General features: G+C 57.6%; 15 protein-coding genes and 1 tRNA gene. 6 read left to right on the top strand and 10 right to left on the bottom strand.

Going from position 1 to position 13456, the window contains the following annotated elements; translation table 11 throughout:
* The 7 genes from AACY08_RS26495 to AACY08_RS26465 form a co-directional block, all read right to left on the bottom strand.
* Positions 1–253 (bottom strand): transposase domain-containing protein (locus AACY08_RS26495; protein ID WP_339472091.1); only part of this gene is annotated, 253 nt, incomplete at its 3' end.
* A gap of 116 nt (positions 254–369) precedes the next feature.
* Positions 370–1674: a flagellar hook protein FlgE gene (gene flgE / locus AACY08_RS26490; protein WP_339472089.1), complete on the bottom strand. Its 1305-nt coding sequence runs from the start codon at positions 1672–1674 to the stop codon at positions 370–372.
* Positions 1675–1705: 31 nt separating this feature from the next.
* The gene (flgD, locus tag AACY08_RS26485; protein ID WP_339472088.1) at positions 1706–2431 is read right to left on the bottom strand and encodes a flagellar hook assembly protein FlgD; all 726 of its coding nucleotides are present in this window, start codon (positions 2429–2431) and stop codon (positions 1706–1708) included.
* 16 nt (positions 2432–2447) lie between these two features.
* Positions 2448–2891 carry a flagellar basal body rod protein FlgC gene (flgC, locus tag AACY08_RS26480; RefSeq protein WP_065873987.1) on the bottom strand — a complete coding sequence of 148 codons (444 nt, stop codon included), beginning with the start codon at positions 2889–2891 and terminating at the stop codon, positions 2448–2450.
* Positions 2892–2894: 3 nt separating this feature from the next.
* Positions 2895–3302, bottom strand: a complete 408-nt coding sequence (gene flgB, locus AACY08_RS26475; protein ID WP_010208346.1) for a flagellar basal body rod protein FlgB — start codon at positions 3300–3302, stop codon at positions 2895–2897.
* A gap of 243 nt (positions 3303–3545) precedes the next feature.
* Positions 3546–4373, bottom strand: a complete 828-nt coding sequence (gene cheR / locus AACY08_RS26470) for a protein-glutamate O-methyltransferase CheR (protein WP_065873988.1) — start codon at positions 4371–4373, stop codon at positions 3546–3548.
* 43 nt (positions 4374–4416) lie between these two features.
* Complete coding sequence (locus AACY08_RS26465) at positions 4417–5349, bottom strand: chemotaxis protein CheV (RefSeq protein WP_339472087.1); 933 nt, start codon at positions 5347–5349, stop codon at positions 4417–4419.
* Between the two features lie 81 nt (positions 5350–5430).
* Here AACY08_RS26465 and flgA point away from each other — a divergent pair, with 81 nt between their 5' ends.
* The 4 genes from flgA to AACY08_RS26445 all read left to right on the top strand — a co-directional run bounded on the left by flgA (position 5431) and on the right by AACY08_RS26445 (position 8021).
* The gene (gene flgA, locus AACY08_RS26460) at positions 5431–6201 is read left to right on the top strand and encodes a flagellar basal body P-ring formation chaperone FlgA (protein WP_445262046.1); all 771 of its coding nucleotides are present in this window, start codon (positions 5431–5433) and stop codon (positions 6199–6201) included.
* A 140-nt stretch (positions 6202–6341) separates the two neighbouring features.
* Positions 6342–6656 carry a flagellar biosynthesis anti-sigma factor FlgM gene (gene flgM / locus AACY08_RS26455; RefSeq protein WP_065873991.1) on the top strand — a complete coding sequence of 105 codons (315 nt, stop codon included), beginning with the start codon at positions 6342–6344 and terminating at the stop codon, positions 6654–6656.
* Between the two features lie 48 nt (positions 6657–6704).
* A complete protein-coding gene (locus AACY08_RS26450) occupies positions 6705–7175 on the top strand; it encodes a flagella synthesis protein FlgN (protein WP_339420747.1) in 471 nt (156 codons plus the stop codon).
* A 96-nt stretch (positions 7176–7271) separates the two neighbouring features.
* Positions 7272–8021, top strand: coding sequence for a flagellar brake protein (locus tag AACY08_RS26445; protein ID WP_339472084.1), 750 nt, complete (start codon positions 7272–7274; stop codon positions 8019–8021).
* A gap of 59 nt (positions 8022–8080) precedes the next feature.
* On the opposite strand, the gene AACY08_RS26440 is transcribed toward AACY08_RS26445, so the two are convergent.
* Together AACY08_RS26440 and AACY08_RS26435 are read right to left on the bottom strand one after the other, a co-directional pair.
* On the bottom strand, positions 8081–9466 hold the full coding sequence (locus tag AACY08_RS26440) for an MFS transporter (protein ID WP_339472083.1): 1386 nt from the start codon (positions 9464–9466) through the stop codon (positions 8081–8083).
* 256 nt (positions 9467–9722) lie between these two features.
* Positions 9723–10505 (bottom strand): hypothetical protein, encoded by a 783-nt coding sequence (locus AACY08_RS26435; protein ID WP_339472082.1) that lies wholly within the window; start codon positions 10503–10505, stop codon positions 9723–9725.
* A gap of 196 nt (positions 10506–10701) precedes the next feature.
* Here AACY08_RS26435 and AACY08_RS26430 point away from each other — a divergent pair, with 196 nt between their 5' ends.
* Together AACY08_RS26430 and AACY08_RS26425 are read left to right on the top strand one after the other, a co-directional pair.
* On the top strand, positions 10702–11091 hold the full coding sequence (locus tag AACY08_RS26430) for a DUF2946 domain-containing protein (protein WP_339472081.1): 390 nt from the start codon (positions 10702–10704) through the stop codon (positions 11089–11091).
* Between the two features lie 171 nt (positions 11092–11262).
* Positions 11263–13281 (top strand): TonB-dependent receptor, encoded by a 2019-nt coding sequence (locus AACY08_RS26425; protein ID WP_339472095.1) that lies wholly within the window; start codon positions 11263–11265, stop codon positions 13279–13281.
* 97 nt (positions 13282–13378) lie between these two features.
* Here AACY08_RS26425 and AACY08_RS26420 read toward each other — a convergent pair.
* Positions 13379–13455: transfer RNA gene (locus AACY08_RS26420), tRNA-Arg, on the bottom strand.
* Position 13456 lies beyond the last annotated feature (1 nt).

The raw sequence follows: 13456 nt of genomic DNA, 5'->3' as shown, positions 1-13456 counted from the left end.
CGGTTGCCAAGCCTTGGGCGCAGATGTTGAGCCGCCTCGCGACCTCGTGCACCGGTTCGTCGCGAAACAGCGCCATGCCAAGCACAAGCCAGAGCACTTGATCGGCAGGCAAACGACGGCGCCTGATAGTTGCCTGACTGGAGAGATCCAACGCAGATGCCACCCACTCAACGGGGATATTTTGAGTGAAGGTACTCAGGTCAGAAAAGTTGAAAAGGTCGCTGAGGTCTAGCAGGTGCTGCTGAACAGACATAAAAAATCCGATGCCAGATATCTGGCATCGGATTTTCTAGGAGCTTCGACGTGAGCTCAAATGCTTAAGTGAACAGCATTACTCTTACGAGGGGCTTCTTATGGAGCACGACTGCATCACGTCATCTGAATGATGGTCTGCATGATGGTGCTCTGGGTGGAGATGGTCTTGGCGTTCGCCTGGTAGTTGCTCTGGGCCTTGATCAGGTCCACCAACTCGTTGGTCAGGTTGACGTTGGAGTTCTCCAGGGAGTTGGCCACGATCGAACCCAGGGTACCGGATTGCGGAGTGTCGTAACCCGGTTGACCGGAGGCGAAGGTCTCTCTCCAAGTGGTGCCGCCCGACGGCTGCAAACCTTGTTCGTTGTTGAAGCTGGCCAGGGAGATCTGGCCGATGGCCTTGCTCTGCTGGTTGCTGAACGTGGCGAACAATACGCCGCTGCCGTCGATTTTCAGGCCGGTGATCTGCCCGGTAGCGTAACCATCGGTGGTCGGCGGGTTGCGGTAACTGGCCGAGTTGTACTGGGTGACATTGCCCAGATTGACGGCAATATCCGGCGCTGTAGCGTTGTTTGGCGCCCATGTACCGTTGGTCACCGTACCCGGGACCCAACCCGTGAGTGTCAGGGTCGTGCCGACCACACCTGTACCGGTGACCCCCAGAAGCTTACCGGCACCGTCAAAGGTATAGGTCGCCGGCACGGGGGCGGTGGCGCCGGTGGTTGTAGGCTTAGAGCCATCCAGGTTACGGCCGTCGATCAACGTGTAAGCCTTCCACTCGTTGGCGTCCGATTTCACCATGTACTGCACCATTTCGTGGGAGTTACCCTGGGCGTCATACAACGTGGTGCTGTTCTGGGTGGTGAAGGTGCTCGTATCAGTAGGATCAAACAGCTTGGTAACCTGGTCGATCACCGGCGACGACGAGTTCAGGTTACTGGTGGAATCCACCTTGGTGGACGCCTTGGGTGGCAGGTACGACAGGTTCAGTTGCAGGTCGGTCAAGCCGCCCTTGACGATGTTGCCGTCCGCGTCCGCGGCGTAGCCTTGCAAGCGCGAAGTGCCGGTATTGTTGGTGATATAGCCGTCTTTGTCGGCACGGAAGGCACCGCTGCGGGTGTACTCCAGCGAGCCGTCGCTGCCCTTCTGAACGAAGAAGCCACCGCCCTGGATCGCCATGTCCAGTACGCCGCCGCTGTTGTTGACGTCACCCTGGGTGAACTGCTGGGACACAGCCGCCAGGTTCACGCCGTTGCCGATGCTGTTCTGGCCGGTGCCCAGCTTGGAGGCCGCGTAGATGTCCGCGAACTCTGCACGGGACGACTTGAAGCCAGTGGTCGCGACGTTGGCGATGTTGTTGCCGGTCACGTCCAGTTGTTTGTTGGCCGCATAGAGGCCGCTAAGGCCGATATTAAAAGACATGTTTCTCTCCCTCTGCCGTAGTTAGCCGGCTCTATGTACCGATAGTCTGGATTTGCGACAGCCTGACGCTGCCCATGCCGCCGGCAAGGTTCAGCAGCATTTCGCCGCCGGTCTTGCTCAACGTCACGCTGGTTACCGTTGCTGGCAGCGAAGTTGCCAAGGCAACCGCGTCGCCCTTGTCATTCTTGGTAGTGGCCGCGAAGGTGTAAGTGCCCGCTGGGGCGACCTCACCGTTGTCATTCTTGCCATCCCAGATAAAGTCGGAGTTGCCTGCACTCTGGGCGCCCATGTCAATGGTGCGCACCACGTTGCCGTCTTTGTCGGTGATCTTGATGGCGACGTTGCCTGTCGCCGCAGTCACTGCAACCGAACCGGTCATGCTCTTGCTGGTGTCCACCAGCGCCTTGTCGGTCTGGGTGATGATCGAACGCCCTACCAGCGACGATGCCTGCAAAGCTTGCGACGAGCTGAAGTTGCTCGAGATGTTGTTCACCGAGTCGTTCAGGGTGTTGATGCCTTCCAGGCTGCTGAACTGCGCCAACTGGGCCACGAACGCGCCGTTGTCTTGCGGCGACAACGGGTCCTGGTTTTTCAGTTGGGTCACCAGCAGTTGCAGGAACGCATCCTTGCCCAGCGACTGGCTGCCCGTTGCCGTCTTGGCTGCATCGCCGACGCTGCTGTTGTCTGTCGCGGTCTTGACCTTGGAGTTGAAAAGGTCCTGGACTGCCGTGTTGTTACTCGTATCAACGATGGCCATTATTTGGCGCCCCTTATCACTGACCCAGGGTCAGGACCTTCTGCATCATGGTTTTGGCGGTGTTCATCATTTCCGCATTGGTCTGGAACGAACGGCTGGCGGAAATCATGTCGGCCATTTCCTCAACCACGTTGACGTTGGGGTAGTAGACATAACCCTTTTCGTTCGCGGCGGGATGGTTGGGTTCGTAGCGGGCTTCAAGGTTGCTCTGGTCTTCGACCACACCAAGCACCTGGACGCCAGAACCGGCATTACCCTGGTCCTGGAACAGCGAATCGCTGCCGCCAGCCTGGCCACCCTGGAACATGGTGGCGAACACCGGGTGACGGGCACGGTAGGTCTGGTCAATGCTCGAAGACACGGTCTCGGCGTTGGCGATGTTACTGGCGACGGTGTTCAAACGCGTGGTCTGCGCGCTCATGCCACTGCCGGCAATATTGAAAACACTGGACAGGGACATGGCTTACTCTCCACGCAGGGCTGACATCAGCCCTTTGAATTTGCTGTTAAGCAGGGTGAAGCTGGCTTGAAAGTTCACCGAGTTCTCGGCATAGGCCGATTGCTCCAGCTGGGCGTCGACGGTGTTCTGGTCGATCGACGGCTGCATCGGCGTGCGATACAGCAACGACTCGTCACCATTGCTCAGGCCTTGCGCTTCAATATGACGGCTGTTGGTCATGTTCAAGGCGAAGGTGCCGTTTTTGGTCTTGTCCTGCTGTGCGGCGAGCACGGCGGAGAAGTCCAGATCCCGAGCCTTGTAGTTCGGGGTGTCGGCGTTGGCAATGTTGTTGGCCAGGACTTCGGCACGCTGGGCGCGGAAGCCCAGGGCTTGTTCGTGGATACCGAGCGCTTTATCGAAGCTGATGCTCATGGCGGAAACCTTTAGGCTGACCTGCTTTTCGTTAACAAGGTTATAGCAAGGTGCATGCCAATCTTGCGCAGGCCCATATATCAAGGGTTTGCGGGGCGGTTGCCGGCGGCAATGCCAGAAAAGCGGCAAGGGGTTTCCGCGTGGCGCCAGTAAAGCGGCAATGGAGGGTTGCCGCTATTGGGAGAATTGCCGCAAAAAAAAAGTGGGAGCGGGCTTGCCCGCTCCCACCTTTAGATTTGCGTACTATTTAGCCTGGTAGATGATCCCAGGGCTGCACTGCACCATCTGGTAATGATCCGGCAAACCGTTCAGCGCTTCGGATGCACCGAGGAACAGATAGCCGCCCCGCTTGAGCGTACCGTGGATGCGCAGCAGGATGTCCTTCTTCACTTCAGCGGAGAAGTAGATCAACACGTTGCGGCAGAACACCATGTCGAACTTGCCCAGGCTGGCGTAGCTGTCGAGCAGGTTGAACGAGCGAAATTCCACACGGTTCTTGATCGGCGCCTTGATCGCCCAACGTCCTGCCCCTTTCGGGTCGAAGAAACGTTGCAGGCGCTCCGGGGACAAGCCACGGCCCAGGGCCAGGCTGTCGTACTCGCCGGTCTTGCAGTTGGTGAGCATGGTGCCGGACAGGTCAGTGGCCACGATTTGCGCCCCGGCCTTCAGCTGGCCCATGTTGGTCCGCTCGAACTCATCGATGGACATCGAGATCGAGTACGGCTCCTGCCCCGAGGAGCACGCCGCCGACCAGATGCGCAGGCGCTGGCCCGGGCTGGCCTTGATGGCCTCCGGCAGCACTTTGCTCTTGAGCACTTCAAAGGGGTAGGTGTCGCGAAACCACAGGGTTTCGTTGGTGGTCATTGCATCGACCACCATTTCCTTGAGCCCGCTGCGCGGCTGGCCCTGGATGCGCTGGACCAGCTCACCCAACGACTTGATGCCCTGCTGCTCCATCAGTTTGTTGAGACGGCTGGATACCAGATACTGCTTGTTTTCACCAAGCAATATGCCACAGGCCTTTTCCAGGAAGACCCGGAACTGTTCAAAATCCAAATTACCTGTAGACACTGATACCGCCTCTTAAATCGTGTGATCGCCAGGGAAAAAGCCCCTAGCCTTGATCTGCTGCTTTGATCCGCTCGACGACCCGGGATGCCAGGTCATCGGGGCGGAATTTGGCCAGGAAGTCATCGGCACCGACCTTCTTGACCATTGCCTGGTTGAATACACCCGACAACGAAGTATGCAGGATGATATGTAATTTTTGCATGCGTGGATCGTTGCGTATCTCGGCCGTGAGGGTGTAGCCGTCCATTTCCGGCATCTCGATGTCGGAGATCATCATCAAGAATTCTTCCTCCGGCTTCTTGCCGTCATCCACCAGCTTGCGCAGGTAATCCAACGCCTGGCGACCATCGTTGAGAGCCACCACTTCCACGCCGACGGTTTGCAGGCAACGGGTCACCTGTTTACGTGCCACAGAAGAGTCGTCCACCGTCAACACGCGCAGGGAGACTGCCTTGTGCGCAGTTTCAGCGTCCACGACACCCACGGAAATCGATTCCGAGGTGGGTGCCACTTCGGCGAGGATTTTTTCCACGTCGATGATTTCGACCAACTGGTTATCTACCCGCGTCACTGCCGTGAGGTAATGATCGCGACCCGTGCCCTTGGGCGGCGGATGGATCTCCTCCCAATTCATGTTGACGATGCGTTCCACCGAGCGCACCAGGAAACCCTGGGTCTTGGTGTTGTACTCGGTGATGATCACGAATGGATTCTGGCGATCCTGCAAACCTGCAGAACTGGTGGCCAGGGCCAGATCAAGAATCGGGATCGTCGCGCCACGGATATTGGCAACGCCGCACACCACCGGGCTGGACTTGGGCATGATCGTCAGCTTGGGGCATTGCAGCACTTCCCGCACCTTGAACACGTTGATGCCATACAGCTGTTTGCCATCCAAGCGAAAAAGCAACAACTCCAGGCGATTCTGCCCTACCAGCTGTGTGCGCTGGTTTACTGAATCCATTACTCCTGCCATGCCCAGACTCCTACGCTAAAACCTTTGAGGGTGCGACGCGCACCCAACGCTAAACGGCACGAGCTTTGCTATTTATTGATTATGGACATTAAAACGACGGTTTCCCGACGCTCCAACCCTACACGGTTTTGCAGATTGTTCTGCACACCGATGGCGATACTCGCCCTCGCCTTGGGCCTGAGCGCCACAGCCCGCGCAGATAACGTCACCCTGCCTGATCTACTTATCGGCGTCACTCAAGGCTTTCTTGAGTTCACTGTAGAAGATTATCTGGCGACCACCCAGACGCCAGGGCGTTATGAAATCCAGGTCAACCAGTTGGACCCGCGTTTGCGCATGCCAATGTGCGACAAGGAATTGACAGCCACCCTGGAAAGCCCGGCACAGCCCATCGGCCGCGTGACGGTCAAGGTTCGCTGCGACGGCGCCTCGCCCTGGACCGTGTTCGTGCCGGCCCAGGTCAAGTTGTTTCGCGATGTGGTGGTGGTGGCCCGCCCACTCAAACGCACCGGCATCATCGGTTTCGAGGACGTTGTGTTGCGCGAGCGCGACATCAGCATGATCAGTCAGGGCTACCTGACGTCCCTCGATCAGGCCATCGGGCAGAAATTGACCCGACCAGTGGTCACTGACCAGGTGATCACGCTGGTGCATCTTGAGCAGGCAGAGGTGATTCGCAAAGGCGAACAGGTGGTCATTTCCGCCAGCAGTGGTGCACTGCAGGTAAAAATGCCGGGGGAAGCCTTGTCCAACGGCGGTATGAGTGAACAGATACGCGTCAAGAACCTCAATTCCAACCGGGTAATCAGGGCCAGGGTAACGGCGCCGGGGCAAGTCGAGGTCGCTTTATAGATTGCTGGTAGTGGACGCTAGCTTTTTCTACACTGTGCACGAGATGTTCCGTGCGGAGATTTATTGTCATTCGCGCCTAAAGTTAATCCGGGTATTGCCGAAAACATGGCAAGCGTCCAAATACCCAGAGGTTTTTTATCATGGTCATCGATTTCAGTCGTTTGAATAACGCCCCATCAACGGCAGGCACTACGCGCTCCAAGGAAAGCGTGGAAGCCAAGGCCCAGCCACTGCCAGCCAAGGCAGAACAGGCCAGCGCCAGCCAGAGCGGGGAATCCGTACACCTGAGCAATGAGGCTCAACAGTTGCAGAAGGTCACTGACTCGCTGCGCGATCAACCGGTGGTCAATAAAGCCCGTGTGGCTGAATTGAAACAGGCAATCGCCGATGGCAGCTATAAAGTCGACAGCAACCGTGTAGCCAGCAAGCTGCTTAACTTCGAAGCCGAGCGCTAGGCAAAGGCCTGCGCCGGGCTTTTGGACGCTTAAAACCCAAGGCCAGCCATGCATCACGACGAAAATCTGCTTCAGCTAATCATTGATGATCTAGCGCCGACGCAACAGTTGCTAGAGCTGCTCAGGGAAGAATCCCTGGCCCTCTACGGCCGCGATATGCCCTTGCTGGAAGAAATTCTGGCGCGCAAACAGTCGTTGATTGTCCTGCTGGAACAGCACGGCAAAAAACGCAGTCAGATCCTCATCAGCCTGGGCCTGCCCGCCGACCAGGACGGCCTGGCGCAGCTGGCCAGCCACTCCTCGGTCGGCGACCAATTACTGGCCCAGAGCAAAGAACTCAATCAATTGCTCTCCTTGTGCCAGGAAGCCAACCGGCTCAACGGTCAGTCGATCCAGCTTCAGCAAGCTACGACCGCCAACCAGTTGCGTATACTTCACGGCGGTGAGCCTCCGGCGCTATATAACGCGCAAGGCTCCACCTCGCGCCTGGTCAAGCCAAGCACCCGCAGCCAAGCCTGACGCCCGTTTACAGCGCGGCCTATCCAAGGCGCGCAACATACTGGCAGAATGCCTGCTCTTGCGTGTAGTCGTATTTTGTCTGGAGATGGAAGAACCGTGTTCAACGCCCTTAATGCGGAAGATGCCCCGCAGCCACCCAAGGTCCTCACCACCCCTCTGGAAATCGCCAGCACCTTGCGGATGCTGCAAGAAAGCCATGACCCGCTGATCATTACCTTCCATGAACGCAGCCAACGCTTCCAGAGCTACTTGGTGGACGTCAATCGGGACGGCGGTACCCTGGCCCTGGATGAAATGATCCCCCGCGACGGTGAACGCCACCTCGAAAATGGCGAACCGTTCCGCATTGAAGGTTTCCATGACGGTGTGCGTATCGCATGGGAAAGCAACGGTACGCTTACCGTAAGCGAAAAGGACGGCCACCGTATTTACACCGGCGGCCTGCCTGACGAGGTGGTCTACCATCAACGGCGCAATGCCTTTCGCGCCGCGTTGAAGCTGGCGCAACTGATCAACATCGAATTGGGCGGCGAGAAACTCCAGGCGCCGGTCAACGGCAAGCTGCTGGATATTTCCGCTACCGGCTGCAAACTGCGTTTTGAAGGCGACATTTCCGAGCGCTTGCAACTGGGCCAGGTCTACGATCGGTTTATCGCGGCACTGCCCTTTGGCAGCATGACCACCTCGGTCGAACTGCGTTATCTGCATTTCGAAGAAAGGATCAACACCACCTTCGCCGGCGTGCGCTTCCATAACATGACTGGTTTGGTGCAGCGTCAGGTCGAGCGTTTTGTATACCAGCTCCAACGTGAAGCACGGCGCTTCGACAAAGACGACGATTTTTAAGGCTTAACAACCGCCATAAAAAACGGGCAGATCCTTGAGGGATCTGCCCGTTTTTGCTTTCAGGGACGCGCCCTGCTCAAGTCATGCGGATGCTCTTCGGGCCCCAGCGGCTCCGGCGGTCCCTCAAAGGGCGGCTCACCCGTCGGTGGTTGCGGCTCGGTCTCCGGCTCCGGGTCGGGAACGGTGTTTTGCATCTGCTCTTGCACCACCTGCTCATCAACCCGCGGGTCCAGGGCAGCGACCAGCGGTGAGCTGGACATACTGTCAGGCATCGCCACGTGATGCAGTGGCGCATCTTCCACTTGGTGCAGGTTGGTCACGGCTTTCGGGCGGATACGCCATACCAGGATCACCGCGCACAGACTGAAGAACGCGTACAGCATCTGGCTGCCAAAGAGCTTCATCACCACGCCCGCCAACAAAGGCCCGATGCTGGCGCCGACACCGTAGGTCACCAGCAGCATCGCTGTCAGGGAGACCCGACGATCACCTTCGACGTGGTCATTGGAAAACGCCACGGCCAACGGGTACAGGCAAAACTGCACCAGCGAGCACAAGAACCCAGCGACAAACAGCACTTCCAGCGGGACTTTGGACATGATGGCCAGCGGCAACGCCGCCACCGCGAGGCACAAGGCAAAACAGCGGATCAGCAGCGCCCGGTCATACCGATCCGACAACCAGCCAAGCGGCCATTGCACCAGCAGGCCGGCAAAAATGCAGCTACCCATGAACAAGCCGACCTGCTCGGTGCTGAGCCCTTGCTGCGACGCATAGAGCGGCGCCAGACCGTAGAAAGAACCGACAATCAAGCCCGACCCCAGCACAGTACTCAGTGACTGCGGCACGCGCTTGATAAAGAAGCGCGGCTCCATCGGCGCCGGATGCAGCGGTGCCGGGTGAATACGCTGGGTCATGGCCACCGGCACCAGGCACAGGGCAAAACACAGCGCGACCAGCATCAGCAATTCAAGGCCAAGCTGGGGGTGCATGACCAGGATCAGTTGACCGAGCACCAGGCCCAGGTAGGACGCAATCATGTAGCCGCTGAACACCACCCCACGCTGCTTGACGTCGGCCTGCTCATTGAGCCAGCTTTCGATCACCATGTACTGGCACATCATCCCCAGGCCTACGATGATCCGCAGCACAATCCAGGCCGGCAGCCAGTCGACCAGGCCATGGCCCAACACCGCCGCGCCGACAATGCCAGCACAGGTGGCATAGGCGCGGATATGCCCGACCCGGGCAATCAGGCGGTGCCCGATCTTGCCTCCCAGCACCAGGCCAAAATAGTTGGCCGCCATCAGCGCACCCACCCACAGGCTGTCGACATGGTCGGCCGCCAGGCGCAACGCCAGGTAGGTACTGAGCAAGCCGGAGCCGATCAGCATCATCAAAGAGGCGAAATAAAGGGCTCGAAAAGATTTCCAGATTTGGCGCATCGGCGTTCCGAGCGGCTCCTTGCAGTGAGAGGTAGGGCTATCGGCATGATAGTCCGGGGTGGCCGGGTCCGGACAGGCAACATTCGCTGTTTCCGGGGATTATTGTGCGTAGTAGCTCAGACGCTGCCCGACCGCTTGCAAGGTACATAAGTTGAGATAAATACACCGCGCACGTGCTGAGAACCCTGAACACCGACAAGGTTCGACAAAGTATCGAAAATGCTCGACCGTCAGGGCTTATGGCTTTCACAAAGCGTCACTCCACGTAACGCAACCACAGGTGCGTGCGACCGGAAATCGCCTCTGTGACTGCACGAACCCGTGCTGGCAGGCTTTCATCGCCAGTGTTGTAGAGCGCACAAAAATCCTTCGCAACGCGGTCAGCCAGGGATACATCGGGCGGCTCAGCACGAATGAAGCCGATGTAAGAGGCACCGACGCCCATCAGCTCATAGCCATGTAATTCTGAGAAGTGACGCGCAACCGCATGGTTTTTCGCTGGGTCCAGGTCGCAAGTGAAATAGCCGTTCGGAAAAGCAGCGAGCGTCTGAAAGGACTGCTGAACGGGCACCAAAAGCGCTGAAAGCGGCTGATCCAGTAGCGAAACAGGATTTTCCTGGTAGGCCACCCATTCTTGCAGGGCCTGCTCATCAAGCGTCAAGCCATGAGCGCAAGCCTCTTCAAAAGACGTGGCTGATACCAGGTTCGTAAAATTGCGAAAGCACATCGCAAACTCCGCTTTCGTCGTCGGATAACCGATGTATTCACCTTTCTCGAAGCACGCTGGAGGCAACCCGATGATGTCCTGCGCCGATGCGTCGTCCATCCCCAGATTATTGCGCGCATGCCCTGAGGTATAACGGGCCTGGGACAGATCATCAAGCGAGAATAAGGGCTTAAAACCAGGATGGGTGTCAGCCAGCTTACGATAAGCCCCGGTCAGATCATCGATGCTGGTAATGCCGCTCACGCGGTATTCATCGCATGTACCTATAGACGGGTTATCACGCGTGCCATTACCGCAAAATTGAATATCCATCAAAGGTCGCCTACTCCCTGCTGTCACTTGATCAAACGGATGTGGGGGGTGCCGTGAATAGGCCGCGATAATGCCCCTGATTAACATCACGCGCCCGCAAAGATGTAGCACCTGTGGCGAAATAGCGCACCCTGGAAAAATTTACTTCATCCGTTAAAGCGGGCTAAATAGTGGCCCCTTTACGGCGATTTCATTTATGGCTTCGTTGAAGCGCATCAGCCCCTGGATCGCCTGCCTGGCGGTCTTGCTGAACCTGTTCGCCATGCCCTTGAGCCGTGCGATGCAGACGCCCGACACGCGCCTGATGCTCTGGGGCGGGTTCTGTTCGGGTGGAAACTCGAGCGCGTTGCCTCAAGCATTCAGCAAAGTGATCGATGCCTTACAGGTACCTCAGTCGAAATCGGTCATGCAACACGGCGACTGCTGTTGTGGCCACGCCGGACTGGCAGCATTACCCTCCAACTACTACCGGCATTTTCTGCCACAGTACACACCCGACACCTCCCTCGAAAATCCAGAGTTGCCAACCCGGCACCCAAGGATTCGTTTGCCCAGCCTCAGTCCACGCGCCTCCCCCCTCGCCTGATCACAACACCGCGACATTGTCCGGTGCTGCTCTCTTTAAATCCTTTTAGCGGCCCGCGAAGGACGCTGAACGCCCTTAGAGTTTCTTGATCATCAGGAAGTGCGTGCTATGCCTGCTCCATTGACTTTGCGTCACGCAAAGCGTTTGCCTGTGCCCCGTTCCCTGTGGCCGATGATGTCCGCTGGTTTATTCGCAATAAGCCCCTTGTGCTCCGCGTTGGCTGACGTCACCAAGGTGGAAGACTCAACGTTGACCCTCGGCACAGTAAATGTTCAAGCGGCGCCCAGCGGCCCATTGAGCACCAGCACCGTCCTCAGCTCGGTAGATATCCTGGGGGCAGACATCCTCGAAAAGATGCCCGTCAATTTCAGCTGGGAACTGTTCAGCCGCGCCCCGGGAGTGATGCTTACGGAGTTCAACCAAGGCACCACCTCCGGCAAGATCTCCTTGCGAGGCTTCAACGGCGAAGGGGAAGTGAATGCGGTCAAATTGCTGATCGACGGAATCCCAAGCAATAGCAACGACGGCAACATGCCGTACATGGACATGATTTTTCCCATGGAGCTGGACAGCATCGAGGTGGTGCGTGGCACCAGCGATGCGCGTTATGGCCTGAATAACATCGCCGGCAACGTCAATATGCTGACCCGCACGGGTGGCGACTACACAAAAGCACGGCTTCGTTATGGCAACTTCAATACCCAGGAGGCCCAACTCGCCAAAGGCATTGAAAGCAGCAACTGGACTCAAAACTATTTCTTCGCCTATCAGAAGTCCGAGGGCTACCGGGATCATGCCGAAGCCGACAAGTTCTCAATGTCAGGCAAATGGTTCTATACGCCCGACGATGCCAGCTACCGCATCGGCCTGATCGCTCGTCACTACGAAACCGAGGCTCTGGAGCCGGGCTATCTGGCTGAGGACGATGCACGTCATCACCCCGAGATGACCAACCGCTTCAATGCCACGGATAAAGGCACCCGGCGCATGAACCAGGTCAGCCTGCATTTCGATACCGACCTGGCTGATACGCTCGCCTGGTCAGCCAAGACTTACGTCAACACCTTCGATGACAGGCGCTGGACGCAATACTGGCAAACAAGCTCGCAGCAGGAGCGCGACACCTACGAGACTCAATACGGCGCCCTCACGTCATTGACCTGGCGCCCGGACGTCAGCGGGCTATACGATTTTGCCCTGGAAGGTGGTGCAGACGTACAACAACAGCAAAACAAGAGCGAACGCTATCGCACCAAAGACCGTGCACGCCTGGCGACCACTCGCAATCAGCAGTTCGACTTCGACACCTACGGCGCTTATATCCAAGCTGAGATCAAACCTTTCGAGTCACTGAAGATCGTACCGGCCTATCGGGTCGACAAGATCCAGGGTGACTTCAGCAACGAAATGACCGGCGCCGACTACGACATCAACGATTACGGGCTGATCAAGCAGCCGAAGATCAGCGTTGTCTATTCCCCATGGGAAGTCGCCAGCTTCTACGCGAACTGGGGGCGCACCTTTCAGGTAGGCACGGGAGCCGCGGCCTATAAAATTCCGCCCCGGGATACTGACCTGGCACCTTCGATCAACGAAGGTTGGGAAACGGGCATCAAGTTCACGCCGACTGACTGGGTCGATGGGCGAGTCGCCTATTGGCAGCAAGAGGCCTCTGGGGAAGTCAGTCGCAGGCTTAATGACCCGAGCGGCGAGTCCGATAACGTCGGTGAAACCCGGCGGTGGGGCTATGACTTGCAAATGAACCTGCACCCTGACGACCGCACCGAAATTTGGATGGCGTACTCGTGGCAGTACTCGAAAATACTCCGGCCGAGCGCAACGCTGCCTAACAGCAAAGGTCAGGAAATCGATCACATCCCGCATCACCTTTACAACGCAGGCATAAGCTATGACGTGACACCTGCCTTACAGCTCAGCGCCTGGATGAACGGCCAGACTCACTATTATCTGGAGCGGGAAAACACCAAAGGAACCTATGGCGGCTACGTGCTGGTGAACCTGGGTGCAACCTACAAGGTGACGCAGTCCGTCAGCGTCGACCTACAACTGAAAAACCTTACAGACCGATACTATGAATACGTCTGGTACGACCCGGATGGTGCACAGGCATCCCTGCATTCTCCAGGTGATGGGCGCGCGCTTTACACCGGCGTAACTGTGGACTTCTGAGCGGGGGGCATTGCGCAGGTCAATCTGGACTGCGCAGCTCGGGGCACGGATATGCCGTACCGAGCAGAGGGAGGATAGCTGAAAGCCTTGAAGGAGATGGTGTCCCAGGGCCGGTTCGAACGGCCAACCTTCCCCTTAGGAGGGGGATGCTCTATCCAATTGAGCTACTGGGACA

The sequence above is a fragment of the Pseudomonas sp. EL_65y_Pfl1_R83 genome, assembly GCF_963970695.1.
GTDB lineage: Bacteria > Pseudomonadota > Gammaproteobacteria > Pseudomonadales > Pseudomonadaceae > Aquipseudomonas > Aquipseudomonas tritici.
Note: the sequence above shows the minus strand (reverse complement) of the source record. Positions and strands in the feature narration are given on the sequence as shown.

Excerpts from the sequence above, each read along its gene's own strand:
- flgE (WP_339472089.1), bottom strand. The coding sequence starts at position 1,674 with ATGTCTTTTAATATCGGCCTTAGCGGCCTCTATGCGGCCAACAAACAA.
- flgD (WP_339472088.1), bottom strand. The coding sequence starts at position 2,431 with ATGGCCATCGTTGATACGAGTAACAACACGGCAGTCCAGGACCTTTTC.
- flgC (WP_065873987.1), bottom strand. The coding sequence starts at position 2,891 with ATGTCCCTGTCCAGTGTTTTCAATATTGCCGGCAGTGGCATGAGCGCG.
- flgB (WP_010208346.1), bottom strand. The coding sequence starts at position 3,302 with ATGAGCATCAGCTTCGATAAAGCGCTCGGTATCCACGAACAAGCCCTG.
- AACY08_RS26465 (WP_339472087.1), bottom strand. The coding sequence starts at position 5,349 with ATGGCAGGAGTAATGGATTCAGTAAACCAGCGCACACAGCTGGTAGGG.
- flgA (WP_445262046.1), top strand. The coding sequence starts at position 5,431 with ATGGACATTAAAACGACGGTTTCCCGACGCTCCAACCCTACACGGTTT.
- flgM (WP_065873991.1), top strand. The coding sequence starts at position 6,342 with ATGGTCATCGATTTCAGTCGTTTGAATAACGCCCCATCAACGGCAGGC.
- AACY08_RS26450 (WP_339420747.1), top strand. The coding sequence starts at position 6,705 with ATGCATCACGACGAAAATCTGCTTCAGCTAATCATTGATGATCTAGCG.
- AACY08_RS26440 (WP_339472083.1), bottom strand. The coding sequence starts at position 9,466 with ATGCGCCAAATCTGGAAATCTTTTCGAGCCCTTTATTTCGCCTCTTTG.
- AACY08_RS26435 (WP_339472082.1), bottom strand. The coding sequence starts at position 10,505 with ATGGATATTCAATTTTGCGGTAATGGCACGCGTGATAACCCGTCTATA.
- AACY08_RS26430 (WP_339472081.1), top strand. The coding sequence starts at position 10,702 with ATGGCTTCGTTGAAGCGCATCAGCCCCTGGATCGCCTGCCTGGCGGTC.
- AACY08_RS26425 (WP_339472095.1), top strand. The coding sequence starts at position 11,263 with ATGATGTCCGCTGGTTTATTCGCAATAAGCCCCTTGTGCTCCGCGTTG.